This is a genomic window from Sneathiella chungangensis (assembly GCF_009882935.1).
Lineage (GTDB): Bacteria > Pseudomonadota > Alphaproteobacteria > Sneathiellales > Sneathiellaceae > Sneathiella > Sneathiella chungangensis.
Genome location: NZ_WTVA01000004.1, coordinates 198,300 through 216,928 on the forward strand (window position 1 = coordinate 198,300; position 18,629 = coordinate 216,928).

Below are 18,629 nucleotides of genomic sequence, written 5' to 3' on the forward strand. Positions count from 1 at the left end.
ACTGATCCGGTCAGCCCTGGTTTCTTGATTTCAGGAAAAGGGCTAGTTGTCTGTCGTGACGGCTGACGGCGGATCGTCGGCTGTCATTCAGCCAGGTCGGCCATCTTGCGCCCTCGCCCGTTGGCTGGTCCCCGACAACCGTGACCCGTTGAATGATGCGTTCTTCGGAAAAATCGTTCAACACATAATGCTGGGTGCACCGGTTATCCCAGATTCCGATGGCGCCTTCCGACCAGCGGTATCGCACCGTGAAACGCGGGTTCTGGACCCAGCCAGTCAGAAAGTCGAGCAAGGCCGCGCTTTCCGGTGCACTCATTTCGACGATACGCCGGGTAAAATGTTCATTCACATAGAGCGCTTTCCGGCCCGTTTCGGGGTGAATTCTGACGACCGGATGAATGGCCATCTGTTCGGGGTGATTATGCGGTAGCGCATCATGTAGTGCCGTCAACCCAGTACATAATTCCTGCATCGGCGGGGATAGCGAATCGAACGCGGCACAAAGATTTGTCCACATCGTATCGCCGCCGGTTTCGGGACATTTGACCATGTTCAGAATGGACATCAAAGACGGTTGTTCCTGGAATGTCAGGTCCGTGTGCCACTCATCGGCAATGCCGCCATTGCTCGCCACCAGCTCAAAAACTTCCGGATGATCCAGATACGGGTTTTTCAGGTTTGGATGCCCTTCCAGTTCGCCAAAATGGCGCCCAAGGACGACGTGATCCTCAACGGAAAGATTCTGCTGCGGAAAAAACAGCACCATATGTTCGGCCAACAGACGCCGTATTTCCGCAATATCGTTGCTATTGACAGTCGCCAGATCAATGCCCTGTACTTCTGCGCCCAATGCACCGGACAGTCGGTTGATATCCCAGTTTTTCATGTCAGCCCCGGCTTTTTTGTTTAATTGTAACCCCAATCCGCTGATTTGATAAATGTTTCTTTATCGTTGTTAAGGTTTTGTCAGAAGAAAATTGCTTGGTGGCATTTGCTCGTCGACTAGCGTCCGAGCATGTTAAAACAGAACGCATTTCGCTATTTCAAAACCTTACCTGAGATCATTCGCCTTGCAGTGAAGATGTACGTCAGATTTGCCCTTTTACTTCGCAATGTTGGGGACCTTCTTCATGAACGGGGCATCGATATCTGTCATGAAACAGCTCGCAATTGGTGGAACCGGTTTGGTCCGTTGTTCGCTAGAGAAATACGGAAGAAACGACTTCACCCTTCCCTGAATCATTCCAACTGGCGATGGCATATGGACAAAGTAGTCGTGAAGATAAATGGCGAAACTCACTACCTGTGGCGAGCCGTCGATCACGAAGGAGATGTTCGGGAAGCCTGTATTTCCAGATGGCGAGATTGTAAGGCTGCACTGAAATTTCTCAAGAAAATCACAAAGCGATACGCAAGACCGCACGAAATTGATACAGATCGTTTAAAACCATATCCTGCTGCTATGAAGACTATCGGAAATGATGAGGTTCAAGAAGTTGGCCGCTGGTCCAACAATCGCTGTGGAAACTGCCATCTATCATTTCGGCGAAGAATGCAGGCGATGCTGAATTTCAGGCGCTGATGAAGTCTACAAAAATTCGCCTCTATTCAAGCCTCAAAGAAATGCTGCACTGGCCGAGTGGCGGCAACTTGGTGCGGCATAATGGGGGCACCGCTATGCCGCTTTTTAGGCCATACATAGACTACGTCGCATTAGTCTGACAGCGCCTCGGTGAGGCATTGGATGCCTCACCGTGTTGGCTTGTTAATTTTATTTGAGCTTGCCGGGCAAGCTAAGATCTCCTGACGCGACATCGAATACATCGGTCACGCATAGAAGAGGTGCGTGGACATTTGCGTTCACTTTCAATGCGGCGGTTACTCCGTCATATGAGGCCCCGGCAATTGCTTCTGCGTCAGCAAATGAAACATTGATCTTGACTTCAGGTCCGTCAAACAAGGGAGTGAAGCCTGGACTGTCGATAAATATCGGAAGACCCGGCCAGGTGGCGGGCATGGCGGGGGATTGGCCTTCGGGAATATCCCGAACGGCCAATGCGCCTTCTCCGCAGGCTGCCGTCGGTGCGAGGACGACCCAATGACTATGCCATTTTGTGCCGTCATTTGCCGGATCTCCGTCCCCGTCCTCATCATATAACGGGGTGTCATCAAAATCTGGGTGGCTGGTGGCGACAAGTGCCAATATTCCTGTATTCCCTTCAAATCCGACAGTTGAAGGGTCAAGGGATGTCGGCCAGACATAGGATAAAACGGTTGCACCACCCAGAGAGCCGGTGGGCGACGGCACCTCCGAACCGGCTAAGCCGTTTGTGGTCATATGAAAGGTAACTGTGCGCCCCTTGCGGTGAACATGCGCGGCCAGAATATCAAAGGCGGCGATTTTTGAGCCGTCCGCAGGAGAGACAACAGCGCCCTCCTGATTGACGGCGTGAGATTTATGACTGGCATCTGCGAAGGCAGAGCCGGTGCAGAAGATTAGAATTGTTGCGATAGCCAAGGTTTTCATAGTGAGCTCCTAAATATAATATCGACTCGATACTAATAACTTGGAAAATTTGATATTGCAATAATAATTTCGACTCGCTATTTTAATTTCCATGAAAACAGATGATCAACGACGTATCAAGGACCTGATCGAACGGCTTGGCCGTATCAGTGCAGCGGATGAATGGGGCGATGATATCAACCCGACCCAGTGGACGGCATTGTCCTATCTGGCGCGGGCCAACCGATTTTCACGCTCTCCGTCCCATGTTGCGGATTTTATGGCGACAACGCGGGGAACCGTTTCGCAAACGCTCAAATCGCTTGCCCGCAAAGGGCTCATCACGGAGAACCGTTCTGAGCATGATAAAAGATCAATTTCCTATTCGATTACGGAAAAGGGTGAGATGCTCTTTAATAAAACGAGTACGATCGAAGAGGCGGTTTTACTGCTTAGCGGGCAGGAGGTATCCACTCTTTTAACTGGCCTTGAAGCCCTGGCCCGCACGGCGCTAAAGCAGAGAGGATATAGAAGTTTCGGGGTGTGCGATACATGCGACTATCATCGCAAAGAGCCAAAGGGCGGATACTGTAATCTGTTGAAACTGCCGTTATCACCAACGGATGCCAAAAAGATTTGTCATGAACACAGATTGGTTGTCGAAGCTTAGGACGGCTCTGTCACATTAACGTCCCACGGCATTGTCACATTGACTAACCTAAAGCGCAGAGATTTCTTTGTGGTAATCTTCAGGCAGCTATGCTTGCACTTGTCCTAATGGCCAACGCCCTATGATAGGATCTTAGATTAGCGATGACAATTTGCGGTGGAGAACAGCCTTGTTTCTTCAATAATTTCCTTATCAGTTTCAAGGCAACTTTAGCGTTTCTACTTGGTTGTACGAGGACATCCAGGACTTCTCCTTCAGCATCGACGACATGCCACAGGAAATACCGTCTTCCTCGAATAACGACGACCATTTCCTCTAATTGCCAAATATAATTGGGAGTAGGGTGGGGAGATCTCAGATTCCGCGCAATTGGTACGTCAAACTTAGAAACCATCGTCGGACAGTTTCGTAGGAATTATCCCGGCCTCGTTCGGCCAACAGATATCCAATGTCCCGATAACTTAATGTAAATCGGGCATACAGCCGAACTGCCTGTCGAATGAGGTCAGAGGAAAAGCGATGCCGGGAATAGGAGATCTTTTGCATCGGTGGAGTTTAGATCGTCTTCAATTTCGTCGCTAAGTTAATGTGATAACACCAATCAGCTTATGTTGGATGATGATGCCCTGGATCACGCCGCATTTAACCGTTGGGCATATTGTTTTCGCCCTTGGAATATCAAGCTACATCCTTGTCGCCACACCATTTGAAGAGATGGATCTAATCNGACCACGCCGACAGAACCTGCAGAATAGCTAACACGTATTTACAGAAGGTAATTTCGCTCTAAGGAAATCTTTTGCATTTCAGGAGGCGCCCATAGATGACAATACCTATCTCTGACTTCATCAGTTCGAAACTGACAGTTTTACCTTTCGTATTTGTCAAATATGCCCTTTTCTTGACAAAAACGCCACTAGTCTAAGCATATTCGTTGCCATAGCATCTATAAGGATATGGAAGGGGCTGGCAATGCGGACGATCTGAAATCACATCCGCTTTGCAGGCATTGATGCACAACATGTCAGGTTACAGCACGTAACGGGAAGAAATTTAACATGGGAAACGAATGCAAACGTCGGTTACCGGAAGCTAATGACAGGCTATTCCTCACAGAGGCCGGGATCGAGACAACCATGATGTATAAGAAGGATTGGGAGTTTCGGCATTTCTGTCTGTTTGAGTTGCTGCAAAATGATCGGTTTGTGGATGATCTGCGTACCTATCATACGGGCCTGATTGAGGTGGCCGTTGAACATAAAGTCGGTCACCTGTTGGATGGTGTTCATTACCGCGCGAGCCCCGACTGGGGAGCCTTGTTGGGCATGTCTGAACAACAGCTTGCAGACCTCACCGCAAAAGGTATCGAAATTTATTCTGAGTTGTCTCAAGAATATGCGACCGAGGACACACCGATCCCGGTCGGATGTTGCATTGGTCCACGTGGCGACGCCTACAACGCTGATCTCGTAATGAGTGCTGAAGAGGCCTAAGAATATCACAGTGTACAAATCGCCACCGCTAAATCGGCTGGTGCTGATTTTATTTCTGCCCTGACCTTCAATCACATCGAGGAGGCAATTGGGATCACCCGAGCCGCTAGCGCTGCTGAAATACCAATCATAATGTCGTTTTCGCTTGGCCGAGAGGCTGTCCTCAAGACGGGACCGACGATCGGTGACGCTATTGAGGCAGTAGAGGTAGCCACCGATCGAGCACCCCTTTTTTACATGATAAATTGCAATCATCCGATTGACTTCGCACCTGCCATTGCTGCACCGGGGCGCTGGATTGACAGGTTGAAAGGAGTGCGGCCCAACGCCTCTTCTCTTGATCACGGGATACTATGTAAGCTTGGCCACCTTGAGGAAGGCGATCCAATTGAGTTGGGACAGCAAATGGGGGATCTGGCGCGGAGGTTTCCGCAGCTCAACGTTTTTGGCGGATGTTGTGGTACTGATCGGCCCCATATGGAGCAAATTGCTAAAAACGTTCTCAATGTTCGGGCGCACGCCTAAAATCGGCTTTGTCACATTAACTTACGATGGCCGTAGACAAACTCCAGTAATTTTTCTTAAGCAAGCGGCGCTTGCATTTTTCCAAATCCCAAATTCTTCAATGTTACAATCTCTCTCTGACACTGCCTTTGACCTCGACAAAGGTCTGGAAATCTCACTATCCGCAAGGAAACTCGTTTCTTGATACTTGCGGGCAAGACTGTTGCTCTTCGCCTCACACCGCTTCGATTGGTTTGGCGATTTGGGATATGTGTTGAAACTTCTTGCGATAGGCCGCGGGCGACAGGCCGACGCTTCGTTTGAAGAGCCTTCGGAATGAAGCCGAGTCCTCATAGCCAACTGAGATCCCGATGTCGTCAACTGAATAGGATTCAATTTCCAGCATCTGTTTGGCTTCCTCGATCCTCAACGCCTGCACGTATTCAATTGGCGACAATCCTGTTGCTGACCGAAAGCGACGAGAAAATGTGCGGGCATTTAGGCCGGAGCGTCCGACCATGTGTTCGACTGGATTAGCCACAGCATAGTTGTCGGCGATCCATACCTGACAATCAGATATCTGTCTGTCTGTCGTTTCTATCGGACGGGTCATCACTGAATAGGGCGACTGGCCTTCGGAATGCCCACTGATCAAAAAGACTTTGGCAGTTTCAATAGCGTGCTGATATCCGCAAAACCGGGCGATCAGGTAGACCGCCAGATCATGCCATGCACTGACGCCACCGGCCGTCACGATAAGATCAGACTCCGCGGTCAAGCACAGAACAGAATCATTGCGAAACGCAACTTTTGGATAGTGGCGCTGGAACATGTCACGATAGGCCCAATGGGCCGTTGCCTCGTGCCCATCCAAAAGGCCCGCCTCGGCCAGCATAAGTGACCCCGAACAGACGGAAGTTAGCAGTGCGCCGTCCGAATGCACTTTGCGAAGCCATGCAATTTCACGCGGATGGCGCCCTTTGGGGACATCATAGATTGAAGTATACATATCGCAAACAATCACCGCGTCGGGCATATCAATTTGGCTCACAGCGGTATGCGGCTCTACAGGGATATTCCCCAGACAGCGAAAAGCTTTGCCATCCGTTGATGCAATGCGGACATCCAATAGCTCGTCACCTGGAGCCCCGACCACCATGTCGGCATAAACCGCCCCTACCGATTGTAAAACATCATAAAGTCCGTAAAGAACTGACGCTGAGGTTTCTGGCGCCGCCAGCAACACGATCAATGGCTTTCTGTTTTTACTCATGGGAACTTCTGTCTTATTTGGCACGGTACTGGCATATTTGCCTTATGTGTTTGTCCAGTATGCCCATTTTTTGGCGAAATTGCCACTTACGCTTATAGCGGCGTTAACCTAGCTTTGCGAGAGAAATTTGAATGGGACTAAAAGGAACGAGAAGATGGATAAATTCAATAGCACTCTCGAAAGGCTTTCTAGTAGCTTTGATGGAAATATTATCGGGCGCGAAGATACTCAATTTGACGAGGCCCGCGCGGTTTGGAATGCGATGATTGATCGCCGGCCGTTGATTATTGCTCAGTGCCGGACCGTGCGTGATGTGCAGGCCACGGTCAGGCTGGCAATGGCACAGAATCTGCCCATCGCAATTCGTGGTGGGGCGCACAATGTGGCTGGTCACGCGGTGTGTGACGATGGCGTGATGATCGATCTTTCGTTGATGAGAGGTGTCGAAGTTGACGCAGCAAGCTGTGTCGCAAAGGTCGAAGGCGGCGCCCTGTGGCGGGATGTAGATGCAGCCACTCAAGTGCACGGCTTGGCGACGCCGGGCGGGCTGATATCGGACACTGGCGTGGCGGGGTTGACGCTTTCAGGTGGTATTGGATGGTTACGCGCGCAACACGGACTTTCGATAGATAATCTGATAGCAGCGGACGTGGTTATTGCTGATGGCACTTTGGTCCGGGCAAGCGCCGATGACAACCCGGATTTGCTTTGGGCCCTGAAAGGGGGAGGCGGCAATTTCGGGGTCGTGGTGCAGTTCGAATTCAAACTGCATGCCATCGGGCCGGAAGTCATGTTCGCGGCACCTATCTATGCGCTGGAAGACGGCCCCGGACCAATTCGCGCGTGGCGCGATTTTTTGGCCGTACACGGCGATCGCGTTGGATCGTTATGTGAATTTTCCACAGCGGCTGAGGGCGACGATTTCCCAGAAAAATACTGGGGAAAGCGGGTCTATACACTGGCCTGTGTTTATAATGGCGATGCAGAAGCAGGGGAGTCACTTTTGCAGCCTCTTCGTGAATTTGGGAACATGGTCACTGATTTCTCGGATCGGATTAGCTATTGCGATGTGCAGCAATTGTTCGACACGTTGATGCCCTTTGGTGATTTCAGAAGCTACTGGAAGGCTCGGTATCTGACCGACCTGCCCAACGATATGATTGATCTTGCGATGAAAAACGCTGCTGCTGCGCCATCGGATAACTCAATCTCGTCATTGTGGAATTTTGGCGGCGCGACTGCCAAAGTTGCTGCAGATGCGACCGCATTTGGCGACCGGTCCATGGGCTGGATGTATTCGTTAGATGGCGTCTGGTCTGATCCCGCTGATGACAATGTTAACATGGCCTGGTCGCGCGATGGCTGGGACAGTGCGGAACCATTCGGTCACCACGGTCGCGCCTATCTCAATTTTCCTGGGCACGGGGAAGACGGCGCAGATTTGACTCGGATAAGTTTCGGAGAAAATTATGAACTTCTGGTTGAAATCAAGATTAAATACGATCCGGAAAACCGGTTCCGCTTCAACCAGAATATTGTTCCGGAGGCATTGTCATTTTAACTTCAAATCTTTTCCCTGTTGATCAGGGAAATAGGGGAAGACGGGTTCGCTCTAAACTTCAGCCTCCACCACTTCTTCCAAGGCGAACCCGGCTCCAGTCCGGGTTCGCCCCTGAGCTCCGCAGAACCGGGCGCTTTGGAGATATCCCCTTTGAACAGAGACGCCTCGATCAGGTTATTTAAGCCGCAATTCGGCATTCGTCTCTGCCGCCTTGTTCCAGGGTCCATCTAGAAGATCTTCAATATCTAAACCACCCAATGTAGATCATGCATACAGCCAAACTGCATGTTCAATGATGTGAGAGAAAGCGATGCTGGGACTAGGAGATTTTTTTTGCATCAGCTGAGATTAGATCATCATCAATTTCCGGGTTACAGAGTTAATCTAGCATCACCGGAGTTCATTAATGACTATGTCGAAGATCCGTGCAAAGACATTTTGCGCGTTGCGGTGAAGCGTTATATGTATATTGGCTTCAATATTTTTTATTTTGGGAGTTAGGTGCCATGACCACGCAATATGGTCAGTTTTGCCCGATTGCAAAGGCAACAGAAATCCTTGGTGAGAAATGGACGCTTCTGATTGTCCGTGAGCTTTTGATGGGGGGGACGCGGTTTAACGACCTGCAACGAGGGCTTACCACGATATCACCCACAATTCTATCCAAGCGTTTAGCGACGCTGGATGAATATGGCCTTATCTACCGTCGCCGCATCGACGGGCAACGCGGGTTTGAGTATTTTCCGACCGAAGCCTGCCAGCAACTGAAGCCAATCCTGCTCGCGTTGGGTAGCTGGGGAATGCATTGGTCCAGAAATTATTTAACTGCAAATGATTACGATGTAGAGCTTTTGATGCTCTACCTGGAGCGTAGCGTTCAACCGGAGAAATTACCCGGATCCAAAGCGGTCATTCGGTTCAAATTTTCAGATTTCGAAGGCATCTCCAACTGGTGGATTGTCGTCAACGGAACCGATGCGGTCGATGTTTGTACGACAGATCCAGGCAAGGATGTTGATGTCTATATTACCACATCCGTTAGAACGATGGTCGATGCCTGGATGGGGCGATTGACCTATCAACAGGCAATAGCCTCGGGCGATTTCGATGTGCTTGGCCCCGCCGCGTTGACCCGCAACATCAAAGTCTGGTTGGCCCAAAGTGTGTTTGTCGATATCCCGTCACCTAGTGAGATTTTGGGTATTTCAGCTAGCAATCTTCTTTAGTGCTGAGCAGGTAACGCCAGATATTTAGCCTTTGATGCGACTGATGATTGTCAAACTGATACATTCTGGGCGCGCCTGTGGTCCAAGGGGCCCATTACCCTCAGGATTTAGACTTCCCGGCTGTCAACCATGACCGTCGGGATGCTTTTTTAGTCCAATTTCGCTTCGAGTATAATGTTGAAAGGTGTCTGGGCCACCCGACGGACGCGAGGGAAACCGGCTTCGATAAGCACCTCTGACAGACGCCGCTCGCCTGCTTGCGCTCCAAGCGCTAGTCCGACCTCCTGTGACAGTGAGCAGGGCGTACAGACAGCCGTTGATGCTGCATAGTACAAGCGGCTGACCGGGTTGATATTTTCTTCAACTGCATTCCCCGCAGCTGGTTCAACCAGCATCAGGCTGCCGCCGGATTTCAACGCCTTTCTTGCGTGACGGGCTGCGCCAACAGGATCACCCATGTCATGCAGACAATCCATGAAACAGATTAGGTCAAAACCATCTGCAGGATAGGATTGCGCATCCGCAAGCTCAAAGCGCGTATTCGTTGTTGCATCGGCCTCTGCTGCACGATCCTTGGCGGTTTCAATTGAGGCGGCATGATTATCGAAGCCGACAAAGGTGGAATTAGGAAATGCTTTAGCCAATACGATTGTCGATGCCCCGTGCCCACAGCCCACATCGGCAACTTTGGCACCGGCAAGGAGTTTTTCCTCCACGCCTTCCATTGCCGTAATCCAGTCGGATACCAGAAAAGTTTGATAGCCCGGCCGAAACAGTGACTCGCTGCCGCAAAAAAGCCGGTGATGGTGTTCACCCCATGCAATTCCTTCGCCCGTGCGAAATACATCTACAATTCGGTCTTCATCCAGCCATAGCGATGCGGCGACTTCCAGCGCGGGAACCAGAAAGACGGGGCTTTCGGGATCTGCGAGAACGGGAATATAGGCGTCTGGAAGTGTGTATGTGCCTATGTCCTTGTCGTAGATCAGGTAGCCGCCGGCCACCTGGTTGTTGAGCCATTCGCGAACGTAGCGCTCGGCCAGTTTGCATTTGCTGGCCAATGCGGAGGAGGTCATTGCTCCGGCACCCGCCATGGCCCGATAGAGACCCAGCTTGTTTCCGATATTTGTCATGACACCGGAGAGCGTGGCGCTGACATCAGAGACGACTTGTCCGGCGAAGGCTTCTGTCGTGAGTGTTTCCATTTTCATTTCTAAGACTCCTGTTTTATTGCGTCTACCGTCGTTAGTGCCCGATACGACCTGGTTGGAAGGGCAGTTCAAGTATGTGAGAATGAGATATTATGGGCCGGCTAAACGTCCTGGATATCGCGGCCGTTCAAAATGCGGTTAAAGCCGATATCCTGCAACGCGCGTTTAGACATATTGCGCATCACATATTGTTCGCGCTGATGCCGTTCGAATGCCACGACACGCTCGGCCGCAAATTTCCATGCGTTCAGGATGTGCGCCCCAAAACTGAGCCGGGATCTGGAACGTAATAAGGAAGCCGAGTTGAGCGTGGGAATGAAATTTACCAATTTCGCTGTTTGAGCCAGCGAGGTGGATAGGGCATGATGCTGTATCAGCAAGCTACTTCTAAATTTTGACATTTGGTCACTCCCGTCGATTGTCTACCAGGGCATATCGCCTCAGGTCATGACCGGAAAGTAGGCCGCGATGCATTGGCAAAATAGTTCACAAGAAATAGCATCCAACTACATTAAATGGAGTAACATACTATTTCTGGATGAGTAGTTATGAGGGAGGGCGGTTATTATTGGGCTAAGGTGAGCGGATCTCAAATTTCGAGCAATTGGCTCACCAAATTTCAGATACCCGCGTCGATTTGTTTCGTGTGGAATATCTAACCCGCGATTTGCTGGAAGATATTAAATATGCCGATAGCTCAGTGTAAGTCGAGCCTACAGCTAAACAGTAAGCTGCATGAGTTGAGGCGGAAAGCAATGCCGGGGATTGAAGATCTTCCAAATTGAAGGGGGCTAGTACAATGCCGGCTTCTTTTTCACGAAGTTAATGTGACAACGCCCTTATGCACGGATTTCCACATCACTTTCGCGCGCGAAGGCCATCAAGAAAAATATTTAGAAAGCTATTTGCAATTTCTGAATAAGTTTCGCGATTTCCTCTGGTTTGCCAATACGGAACCCAATTAAATGCCCCAAATATTGCGGCAGCGGCGAGTTTTGGCTCACATGGCGCGATTGACCCATCCTTTACTCCCTGATCGACTAAGTCTCGAATAGCCTGATCAAGTTTCTTTCTTCCTTTTCGTAAAGTTTTACGGCTCTCTTCGGATAGAACATTATCATTTGATAGAGCCAGACATGCCCCGAATTCATTGGACAACAGGTCCAAATAGCTTCGCATGATCATAGCAATGCGTTCCAATGGCGGGAGGTCGTTATTCTGGCTGCTAGCCAAGGTCTCTTCCATAAATTCAAGGGCTAAGCGGCTACACTCAAAAAGAATGTCATCTTTATTTTTCACATAATAATAAAGCGTCCGCTTTGAAACATTCAGCTCAGACGCAATATCATCCAGCGACGTCCGATCAAATCCGTGTTCATTGAACAGTCGAGCACCAGTACGCAAAACCGCCATGCGTTTTTGTTCTCGCGGATCATCACGGGTTAAATCCATTTCGCTCCATGCGACTGATGCCATTCCTCTGCCCTTTTCCTAAACCTAAATGTCACCTAACCGACTTCAATCTGATGTGCAAGTCGCGTATTTTTTTAAAGTATATACCATTACTATTGACGTGTAACCCACCGGTGGGATACAAATCGACAAATTAAAAAATACGGGGCTTAAAACAATAACCATTCAAAACGGATCACGGATACGGCAGGGATTCTATGGGAGATAAAAAACATGCAACTCACGTCAGTCATTAGAAGGGCTGCGCAAGCAAACTCCAAGGGGATGGCCACTATTTACAAAGACCGGCAACAAACCTGGCCGGAGTTTGTTGAGCGTGTCGCAAAATTGGCGGGAGTCCTTCAGAAAGCCGGTATGAAAAAAGGCGACCGGGTCGGCATGCTTGCCCTCAACTCCGATCGGTATCTGGAATATATCTTTGGCGTTTTGTGGGGCGGTGGGGTTATCGTCCCGATGAATCTGAGGTGGACTCCCGATGAGAATGCCTATTCAATTGATGATTCCGGAACCGAGATCATGCTCGTCGATGAAAATTATACGGGTATGGTTCCGGCGATACGGGGAAAGTCCCGCTCTCTGAAAACATTGATTTTTTCTGGTGAAGGTGACACGCCGGAAGGAATGTTGAACTACAATGAAATTATCGAGGCCGTCGAGGCCGTTGAGGATGCAGGGAGGGGCGGTGAAGATCTGGCCGGTATCTATTATACGGGAGGTACGACCGGATTTCCTAAAGGTGTGATGCTGTCGCATCGCAGCCTTTACATTAGCAACCTGTCAAATTGTCGTGAATTCTGTATACCTGACGGCGGTAGTTATTTACATGCGGCGCCGATGTTTCATCTTGCAGACGGGGCGGCTTCCTTGGCGGTGACATTCGCTGGCGGTACGCATATCATGATCCCGAGCTTTTCGCCGGAGGCGGCGCTGAAGGCCATACAGGACCACAGACCGACAAATGTTCTGCTCGTCCCGACGATGATTCAAATGCTTATCCGGAATCCCGACTTTGCCAAATATGATACCTCGTCTTTAACGACGATAATGTATGGCGCGTCGGCTATTAGCGAGACCGCGCTGGTTGAGGCGATGTCAAAGCTGCCGCATACGAAATTCGTTCAGGCCTATGGGCAGACGGAATTGAGCCCTGTTGCAACAATACTCGCGCCTAAATATCACGTAACGGATGGGTTGAATTCCGGCAAACTACGCTCCGCGGGAAAGGCTGTCGGAACTTGCGAGCTTAAGATTGTTGATGAACAGGGGTATGAGGTTCCCACGGGGACTGTTGGTCAAGTTGCCGTAAAGGGGCCCATTACAATGCTGGGTTATTGGAATAAGCCCGAACAAACAGCGGAAGTCTTAAAGGACGGCTGGGTTTATACGGGCGACGGCGGATATCTCGACGACGAGGGGTTCCTGTTCATTGCGGATCGCCTCAAAGATATGATTGTTACGGGCGGTGAAAATGTTTACTCCGCCGAGGTCGAGCAGGCTGTTACCAAACATCCGGCTGTTGCAGAGTGCGCTACAGTCGGTATACCTCACGAAAAGTGGGGCGAGAGTGTGCATTCTATTGTCATTCTCAAGCCGGATGCCACCGCGACGGAAGACGATATCATCAAGCATTGTCACAATCTGATTGCCGGCTACAAATGCCCGCGCAGCATAGAATTTCGCACTGAACCCTTTCCCTTGTCGGCGGCAGGTAAAGTACTGAAAAAGGATTTGCGAGCACCCTATTGGGAAGGCAAAGAGCGCAATATTAATTAGGTGTATATAAAATATTTAGGAAAGCGAATATTATGCGTAGAAAAATTGTTGTCGCGGGCGTTGGTATGACGCCGTTCGTAAAACCCGGTCAGAACGAACCTTATCCGGTCATGGGGGCCAAGGCGATAAATATGGCTCTTGAAGATGCCGGTATCGGGTATGACAAAATTCAACAAGCCTATGCAGGTTATGTCTATGGCGACAGTACCTGCGGCCAGCGCGTTCTGTATGAAGTTGGCATGACAGGCATCCCCGTCATCAACGTCAACAACAATTGCTCGACGGGTTCCTCTGCTCTTTTCCTCGCGCGTCAAGCGGTTGAATCAGGCGTTGTAGACTGTGCGTTGGCAGTTGGTTTCGAGCAGATGACACCAGGCGCCTTGAGGGATGTGTGGACGGATCGACCGAGCCCGCTCAGCAAGTTCAACAAGGTGACAGATGAGCTAACACAGGATTTCACATCGCCAATGGCCTTGAAAATGTTTGGTGGTGCAGGGATTGAGCATCAAAAAAAGTACGGCACGAAAGATGAGACTTTCGCCAAAATTCGCGCCAAAGCAAGTGCTCACGCTGTTCACAACGACAAAGCAATTTTCCGCAAGGAAGTTTCTGTTGAAGACGTTATGGAGTCACCTAGGGTCACCAGCCTCCTTACGCGCCTCCAATGTTGTCCGCCTACTTGCGGCGCCGGTGCGGCCATTGTCTGCACTGAAGAGTTTGCCAAAAGACATGGTATCAACACAGATGTCGTTATTGTCGGTCAGGCTATGACAACGGATTTTGCGTCGACCTTCGATAAAGACGATATGATGCGGGTTGTCGGGTATGACATGACAGCCGCCGCCGCCAAACAGGTTTATGAGCAAAGCGGTGTTGGTCCGGAAGATATCGACGTAGCCGAACTTCATGACTGTTTTACGGCGAACGAACTAATCACTTACGAAGGCCTTGGTTTCACGCCGGAAGGTGGTGCCGAAAAATTTATTTGGGATGGTGATAATACCTATGGTGGAAAAGTTGTCACCAACCCGTCTGGCGGTCTGCTGTCCAAGGGCCATCCTCTCGGCGCAACAGGGTTGGCGCAATGCTTTGAGTTGGTCAATCAGCTGCGCGGTACTGTCGGTAAACGGCAGGTTGAAGGTGCAAAAACGGCGCTCCAGCATAATCTTGGGCTTGGTGGCGCCTGTGTCGTTACACTTTACCAGGCGACCTGAATCTTTCCTCCCATAGGGGCGTTTTGCTTCGGCAAAATGCTCCTGACCTTCTATTCATGAGCTATAGCAATGATTGACCGTAGTCATATCGGGCGCGAATTCGGTGTCCATACCGCAGAAATAGAAAAGGGCCGCCTCAGGTTTTTCGCCAAAGCAACCGGTGAAACCAATCCCATCTATTTCGATGAAGACGCGGCGAAAGCTGCCGGACTTCCGACGCTTCCGGCACCACCGACATTTTTGTTTTCGATGGATATGGAGGTGCCGGACCCTTTCGAGATTCTTGCCATCATGGATATTGATCTGGGGAAAATACTTCACGGAAACCAGGAATTTACCTACCACAAGGACGTTTATGCCGGAGATTCTATTTCCTTCAAGTCAACGGTAACGGATATTTTCGACAAAAAGGGCGGCGCGCTGGAATTCGTCGTTAAAAAGACGAGCGCTACAAATCAGCATGGAGATGTCGTTGCCGAGATGACACGCACCATTGTTGTGCGGAACGGGTAAGGGGGAAAATAGTGCCAAATGTGACCTTTGCTTCGGTGAATGTTGGCGATGTAATCCCCGCTTTGACTAAGGATGAAATTACGCGCACGACCTTGAGCCTTTTTGCGGGCGCTTCGGGCGATCATAACCCCATTCATATTGATATAGATTTCGCCAGAAAGGCGGGAATGAAAGATGTTTTTGCCCATGGCATGCTGTCCATGGCGTATCTTGCGCAAACTGTCACTAACTGGGTGCCGCAGACAGCGTTGCGCAGCTATGGTGTCCGGTTTTCCGCCATTACCCATTTAAAAGACAGAATTACCTGTTCCGGTGAAATAATTGAAAAATTTGAAGAAAATGGCGAAACACGTGTTCGCTTGAAGCTTCAGGCCGCCAATCAGGATGGTGAAGTCAAGCTGGTCGGCGAGGCGGTTGTCGCCCTTCCCTAATGCTAACAAATAGAGTGTTGAAGCAATGAAAAAACTTACAGGAAAAGTCGCCTATGTAACTGGTTCCGGACGCGGCATTGGCCGTGCCGTTGCCCTAAAACTGGCCAGGGAAGGCGCAAACGTTGTGGTCAATGATCTGGACCAGGAACCCGCCGAGGAAGTGGTTGGCGCGATCAATGCCATTGGCGGCAAGGCAATTGCGGTTGTCGGAAGTGTCACGGACGAGGGTTTTGGCGATAAGTTTATCAGTTCCGGCCTCGAGGCTTTTGGCGGTATCGACATTATCGTCAACAATGCAGGATACACATGGGATGCGCACGTTCATAAAATGAGTGATGAGCAGTTTGATGCGATGATTGACGTTCATCTGAAAGCTCCGTTCCGTATTATGCGTGCGGCTTCCCCATACATCCGCGCTCAGGCCGACAAGGAAGCGATCGAAGGACGGGAGGTTTTCCGCAAAATCGTCAATATCTCGTCAATCGCGGGCACCGGCGGGAATGTCGGCCAGATCAACTATTCGTCGGCGAAGTCCGGCGTGCTTGGGATGACCAAGACAATGGCGAAGGAATGGGGGCGGTTGAAAGTGAATGTGAATTGCGTCGCTTTCGGCTTTATCCGGACCCGCCTGACCGAAGCAACCAATGAAAAGAAAACAATTGTTGTTGAAGGTAATGAGGTTGGCATTGGCATTCCGGAAAAACTTGTTACCGGGATGGAAATGATGATCCCGCTGGGACGCGCCGGAACACCGGAAGAAGCGGCAGATGGCGTTTATTTATTCTGCGCGCCGGAATCCAACTACGTTAGCGGTCAGACCCTGATCGTTGGCGGCGGCCTGACCATCTAGACCATAAGGAGAAGCCTATTTTCTTTTGTACTACTAAGATGCCGTTTTGTGTGTTGGCTTTAAGAGAGCGAAGCAGTGAATTTAAATTCTCGCCGGCATTGTCGACTAGTTGATAGCTCCATTTTTTTAATATAAGCAAACATAATTTACTTGCTGGTTGACCATTAAATATATAAAATTGATTTCAATAAACGAAAAACGAAAAACAGGGAGAAAGCAGATGAAAAATAAACTTGGCGTTAAAACTTTTGCCGCGGTGATCGCTTTTGGCACGATCGCCATGTCTGGTAACTTATCTGTTAACGCAGAAGAGTTGCGGATTGCGGTCGGCATGGCCGGAGATAGTGCTCTAGTCCGCGGAATGCAAAAATTTGCAGACAATTTGAAAAATAATACAGGTGGTGAATATACGGGTAAAGTTTACCCCAATACTCTTCTTAATTTTGCCGAGAGCATGAACGGACTCCGCGACGGAATCGCAGATATCGCCTATGTGGTACCTGCTTATCACCGGGCAGAATTCCCCAATTCTAACCTCATCGTCGATACTGCTACTTTGTCTACCAATCCCGTTATTATGGCAGGTGCTGCGAATGAGTTTATGATGAACTGTACTGCCTGCCTGAAAGAGTACTCGGTGCAGAATCAAGTCTTCATGGGCCTTTCTGTTCTTGGTCCTTATTATCTGATGTCGAAGGATAAAATTGTTAGCCTCAAGGATTTCCAGGGGAAAAAGATTCGCGGATTTGGCCCATTCGGCCGCTGGATTGAGGCAATGGGGGCGTCTGCGGTTGTGCTATCCGCCAACGATGTTTATGAAGCTATCAGTCAGGGCCAACTAGATGGCAATACCCATACTGTCGACAATCTAAAAAGTCTGTCGTTGGGTGAGGTGACGGATTACCTGCTGGATGTCCCGATTGGTCTCTACATTGGCAATTCCATGTTTAATGTAAACAAGGATATCTGGCATGGCCTGTCCGAAAAACAAAAGCGCCAGTTCCTTCTTTCTGCTGGCGATGCACTAGCGTTTACGACAGTAACCTATCTTGCGGATAATATGGCCTATATGAAGGATCCTGCTTCTGTCGGTGTCGAACTCACTCAGCCGAATGCCGATGTCGTCGATGCAACTAAAAAATATTATGAAGACGAATTTGCCATTGTCGCCGACCTAAGTGTCAATAAGTATGGCATCGCGGATGCGGCAGAGCAGATTCAATTTATGCGTGCTCTGGTTAAGAAATGGGAAAAACTGGTCGCTTCCATTGATCAGACCGACCCTGTTGCCGTCGGGAACCTCTTTAATGAACAGATTTTCGGCAAGATTGATATGAAAATTCTCGATTGAATAACTGCTTGTACATCTCAGGAATTTTCCATGAAAATTTTAGGACGTATTATCTCAAGCCTCGTGATCGCCTCCACAATGTTGGGGGCGGTTGCATTGATCCTGATGATGCTGCAAATTGTTGCCGATGTAGTCTTCAAGAATATTTTCTCCTGGCCTCTGCCGCTTACATCGATTTTCGTTGCCAACTATTACATGGTGATTGTGGCATTCCTCCCGTTAGCACTGGCTGAAAAGCTCAGCCGGCACATTTCAGTAGAGCTATTATTCCAGCATTTTTCATCGACATGGAAGCGCTGGGCGGGCGGTTGTATCTGTCTTTTCGCCGGTGTCGTCAGCGCCGGTGTCGCTTGGCAGTTGTGGTGGGAGGCGCTTAAGCGGTTTCGTGCAGGAACCTTTATCGTCGAACAAAGTATCTCCATGCCAACATGGCCAAGTTATTTCGTACTACCAATTGGCTTTGGCCTTCTTGCGCTCGTTCTTTTCTACAGAACGGGGATAGTAGTCACAGGGTTTTCGAGCGGACTCCACGAAGAGCCTTTAGACGGCGCGAAAGCGTCGGAGAAGGTGTAGGGGCGCA

19 protein-coding genes and 1 pseudogene are annotated in these 18,629 nt (G+C 49.8%); 13 read left to right on the plus strand and 7 right to left on the minus strand.

What is annotated here, in order from left to right:
- Nucleotides 1-10: 10 nt before the first annotated feature.
- Nucleotides 11-886, minus strand: coding sequence for a TauD/TfdA dioxygenase family protein (locus GQF03_RS10220; protein WP_161339175.1), 876 nt, complete (start codon nucleotides 884-886; stop codon nucleotides 11-13).
- A gap of 129 nt (nucleotides 887-1,015) precedes the next feature.
- Here GQF03_RS10220 and GQF03_RS10225 point away from each other — a divergent pair.
- A pseudogene (locus GQF03_RS10225) lies at nucleotides 1,016-1,664 on the plus strand (IS6 family transposase).
- A 107-nt stretch (nucleotides 1,665-1,771) separates the two neighbouring features.
- On the opposite strand, the gene GQF03_RS10230 reads toward GQF03_RS10225, so the two are convergent.
- Nucleotides 1,772-2,527 (minus strand): hypothetical protein, encoded by a 756-nt coding sequence (locus tag GQF03_RS10230; protein ID WP_161339176.1) that lies wholly within the window; start codon nucleotides 2,525-2,527, stop codon nucleotides 1,772-1,774.
- 91 nt (nucleotides 2,528-2,618) lie between these two features.
- Between GQF03_RS10230 and GQF03_RS10235 the strand changes: the two genes are divergently transcribed.
- Complete coding sequence (locus GQF03_RS10235) at nucleotides 2,619-3,176, plus strand: MarR family winged helix-turn-helix transcriptional regulator (RefSeq protein ID WP_161339177.1); 558 nt, start codon at nucleotides 2,619-2,621, stop codon at nucleotides 3,174-3,176.
- Nucleotides 3,177-3,255: 79 nt separating this feature from the next.
- Here GQF03_RS10235 and GQF03_RS19180 read toward each other — a convergent pair whose 3' ends face one another.
- The gene (locus GQF03_RS19180; protein ID WP_380744045.1) at nucleotides 3,256-3,570 is read right to left on the minus strand and encodes a DDE-type integrase/transposase/recombinase; all 315 of its coding nucleotides are present in this window, start codon (nucleotides 3,568-3,570) and stop codon (nucleotides 3,256-3,258) included.
- 742 nt (nucleotides 3,571-4,312) lie between these two features.
- On the opposite strand from GQF03_RS19180, the gene GQF03_RS10245 reads away from it, so the two are divergent.
- Nucleotides 4,313-4,669, plus strand: coding sequence for a homocysteine S-methyltransferase family protein (locus GQF03_RS10245; protein WP_161339179.1), 357 nt, complete (start codon nucleotides 4,313-4,315; stop codon nucleotides 4,667-4,669).
- A gap of 60 nt (nucleotides 4,670-4,729) precedes the next feature.
- On the plus strand, nucleotides 4,730-5,194 hold the full coding sequence (locus GQF03_RS19185) for a homocysteine S-methyltransferase family protein (protein WP_422125159.1): 465 nt from the start codon (nucleotides 4,730-4,732) through the stop codon (nucleotides 5,192-5,194).
- A 214-nt stretch (nucleotides 5,195-5,408) separates the two neighbouring features.
- On the opposite strand, the gene GQF03_RS10255 is transcribed toward GQF03_RS19185, so the two are convergent.
- Nucleotides 5,409-6,446, minus strand: coding sequence for a GlxA family transcriptional regulator (locus GQF03_RS10255; protein WP_161339180.1), 1,038 nt, complete (start codon nucleotides 6,444-6,446; stop codon nucleotides 5,409-5,411).
- A gap of 154 nt (nucleotides 6,447-6,600) precedes the next feature.
- Between GQF03_RS10255 and GQF03_RS10260 the strand changes: the two genes are divergently transcribed.
- Complete coding sequence (locus GQF03_RS10260) at nucleotides 6,601-8,007, plus strand: FAD-binding oxidoreductase (protein WP_161339181.1); 1,407 nt, start codon at nucleotides 6,601-6,603, stop codon at nucleotides 8,005-8,007.
- A gap of 506 nt (nucleotides 8,008-8,513) precedes the next feature.
- On the plus strand, nucleotides 8,514-9,233 hold the full coding sequence (locus tag GQF03_RS10265) for a winged helix-turn-helix transcriptional regulator (protein WP_161339182.1): 720 nt from the start codon (nucleotides 8,514-8,516) through the stop codon (nucleotides 9,231-9,233).
- A 149-nt stretch (nucleotides 9,234-9,382) separates the two neighbouring features.
- Here GQF03_RS10265 and GQF03_RS10270 read toward each other — a convergent pair whose 3' ends face one another.
- The 3 genes from GQF03_RS10270 to GQF03_RS10280 form a co-directional block, all read right to left on the minus strand.
- Nucleotides 9,383-10,444, minus strand: a complete 1,062-nt coding sequence (locus GQF03_RS10270) for a class I SAM-dependent methyltransferase (protein WP_206376149.1) — start codon at nucleotides 10,442-10,444, stop codon at nucleotides 9,383-9,385.
- A 101-nt stretch (nucleotides 10,445-10,545) separates the two neighbouring features.
- Nucleotides 10,546-10,845: a hypothetical protein gene (locus GQF03_RS10275; RefSeq protein WP_161339183.1), complete on the minus strand. Its 300-nt coding sequence runs from the start codon at nucleotides 10,843-10,845 to the stop codon at nucleotides 10,546-10,548.
- 457 nt (nucleotides 10,846-11,302) lie between these two features.
- Complete coding sequence (locus GQF03_RS10280; RefSeq protein WP_161339184.1) at nucleotides 11,303-11,920, minus strand: TetR/AcrR family transcriptional regulator; 618 nt, start codon at nucleotides 11,918-11,920, stop codon at nucleotides 11,303-11,305.
- A gap of 210 nt (nucleotides 11,921-12,130) precedes the next feature.
- On the opposite strand from GQF03_RS10280, the gene GQF03_RS10285 reads away from it, so the two are divergent.
- The 7 genes from GQF03_RS10285 to GQF03_RS10315 all read left to right on the plus strand — a co-directional run bounded on the left by GQF03_RS10285 (nucleotide 12,131) and on the right by GQF03_RS10315 (nucleotide 18,622).
- Entirely contained in the window at nucleotides 12,131-13,690 is a 1,560-nt protein-coding gene (locus GQF03_RS10285) for an acyl-CoA synthetase (RefSeq protein ID WP_161339185.1), read from the plus strand.
- 32 nt (nucleotides 13,691-13,722) lie between these two features.
- A complete protein-coding gene (locus GQF03_RS10290) occupies nucleotides 13,723-14,904 on the plus strand; it encodes a lipid-transfer protein (RefSeq protein WP_161339186.1) in 1,182 nt (393 codons plus the stop codon).
- Between the two features lie 69 nt (nucleotides 14,905-14,973).
- Nucleotides 14,974-15,417, plus strand: a complete 444-nt coding sequence (locus tag GQF03_RS10295) for a MaoC family dehydratase N-terminal domain-containing protein (RefSeq protein WP_161339187.1) — start codon at nucleotides 14,974-14,976, stop codon at nucleotides 15,415-15,417.
- A gap of 35 nt (nucleotides 15,418-15,452) precedes the next feature.
- On the plus strand, nucleotides 15,453-15,848 hold the full coding sequence (locus tag GQF03_RS10300; RefSeq protein ID WP_338401312.1) for a MaoC family dehydratase: 396 nt from the start codon (nucleotides 15,453-15,455) through the stop codon (nucleotides 15,846-15,848).
- A 25-nt stretch (nucleotides 15,849-15,873) separates the two neighbouring features.
- Nucleotides 15,874-16,698, plus strand: coding sequence for an SDR family NAD(P)-dependent oxidoreductase (locus tag GQF03_RS10305; protein ID WP_161339189.1), 825 nt, complete (start codon nucleotides 15,874-15,876; stop codon nucleotides 16,696-16,698).
- A gap of 220 nt (nucleotides 16,699-16,918) precedes the next feature.
- Complete coding sequence (locus GQF03_RS10310; protein ID WP_161339190.1) at nucleotides 16,919-18,049, plus strand: C4-dicarboxylate TRAP transporter substrate-binding protein; 1,131 nt, start codon at nucleotides 16,919-16,921, stop codon at nucleotides 18,047-18,049.
- A 30-nt stretch (nucleotides 18,050-18,079) separates the two neighbouring features.
- Nucleotides 18,080-18,622 (plus strand): TRAP transporter small permease, encoded by a 543-nt coding sequence (locus tag GQF03_RS10315; RefSeq protein ID WP_161339191.1) that lies wholly within the window; start codon nucleotides 18,080-18,082, stop codon nucleotides 18,620-18,622.
- Nucleotides 18,623-18,629 lie beyond the last annotated feature (7 nt).

What these genes read in the sequence shown, in the direction of transcription:
- GQF03_RS10220 (WP_161339175.1), bottom strand. Translation starts at nt 886, where the DNA reads ATGAAAAACTGGGATATCAACCGACTGTCCGGTGCATTGGGCGCAGAA.
- GQF03_RS10230 (WP_161339176.1), bottom strand. Translation starts at nt 2,527, where the DNA reads ATGAAAACCTTGGCTATCGCAACAATTCTAATCTTCTGCACCGGCTCT.
- GQF03_RS10235 (WP_161339177.1), top strand. Translation starts at nt 2,619, where the DNA reads ATGAAAACAGATGATCAACGACGTATCAAGGACCTGATCGAACGGCTT.
- GQF03_RS19180 (WP_380744045.1), bottom strand. Translation starts at nt 3,570, where the DNA reads ATGGTTTCTAAGTTTGACGTACCAATTGCGCGGAATCTGAGATCTCCC.
- GQF03_RS10245 (WP_161339179.1), top strand. Translation starts at nt 4,313, where the DNA reads ATGATGTATAAGAAGGATTGGGAGTTTCGGCATTTCTGTCTGTTTGAG.
- GQF03_RS10255 (WP_161339180.1), bottom strand. Translation starts at nt 6,446, where the DNA reads ATGAGTAAAAACAGAAAGCCATTGATCGTGTTGCTGGCGGCGCCAGAA.
- GQF03_RS10260 (WP_161339181.1), top strand. Translation starts at nt 6,601, where the DNA reads ATGGATAAATTCAATAGCACTCTCGAAAGGCTTTCTAGTAGCTTTGAT.
- GQF03_RS10265 (WP_161339182.1), top strand. Translation starts at nt 8,514, where the DNA reads ATGACCACGCAATATGGTCAGTTTTGCCCGATTGCAAAGGCAACAGAA.
- GQF03_RS10270 (WP_206376149.1), bottom strand. Translation starts at nt 10,444, where the DNA reads ATGAAAATGGAAACACTCACGACAGAAGCCTTCGCCGGACAAGTCGTC.
- GQF03_RS10275 (WP_161339183.1), bottom strand. Translation starts at nt 10,845, where the DNA reads ATGTCAAAATTTAGAAGTAGCTTGCTGATACAGCATCATGCCCTATCC.
- GQF03_RS10280 (WP_161339184.1), bottom strand. Translation starts at nt 11,920, where the DNA reads ATGGCATCAGTCGCATGGAGCGAAATGGATTTAACCCGTGATGATCCG.
- GQF03_RS10285 (WP_161339185.1), top strand. Translation starts at nt 12,131, where the DNA reads ATGCAACTCACGTCAGTCATTAGAAGGGCTGCGCAAGCAAACTCCAAG.
- GQF03_RS10290 (WP_161339186.1), top strand. Translation starts at nt 13,723, where the DNA reads ATGCGTAGAAAAATTGTTGTCGCGGGCGTTGGTATGACGCCGTTCGTA.
- GQF03_RS10295 (WP_161339187.1), top strand. Translation starts at nt 14,974, where the DNA reads ATGATTGACCGTAGTCATATCGGGCGCGAATTCGGTGTCCATACCGCA.
- GQF03_RS10305 (WP_161339189.1), top strand. Translation starts at nt 15,874, where the DNA reads ATGAAAAAACTTACAGGAAAAGTCGCCTATGTAACTGGTTCCGGACGC.
- GQF03_RS10310 (WP_161339190.1), top strand. Translation starts at nt 16,919, where the DNA reads ATGAAAAATAAACTTGGCGTTAAAACTTTTGCCGCGGTGATCGCTTTT.
- GQF03_RS10315 (WP_161339191.1), top strand. Translation starts at nt 18,080, where the DNA reads ATGAAAATTTTAGGACGTATTATCTCAAGCCTCGTGATCGCCTCCACA.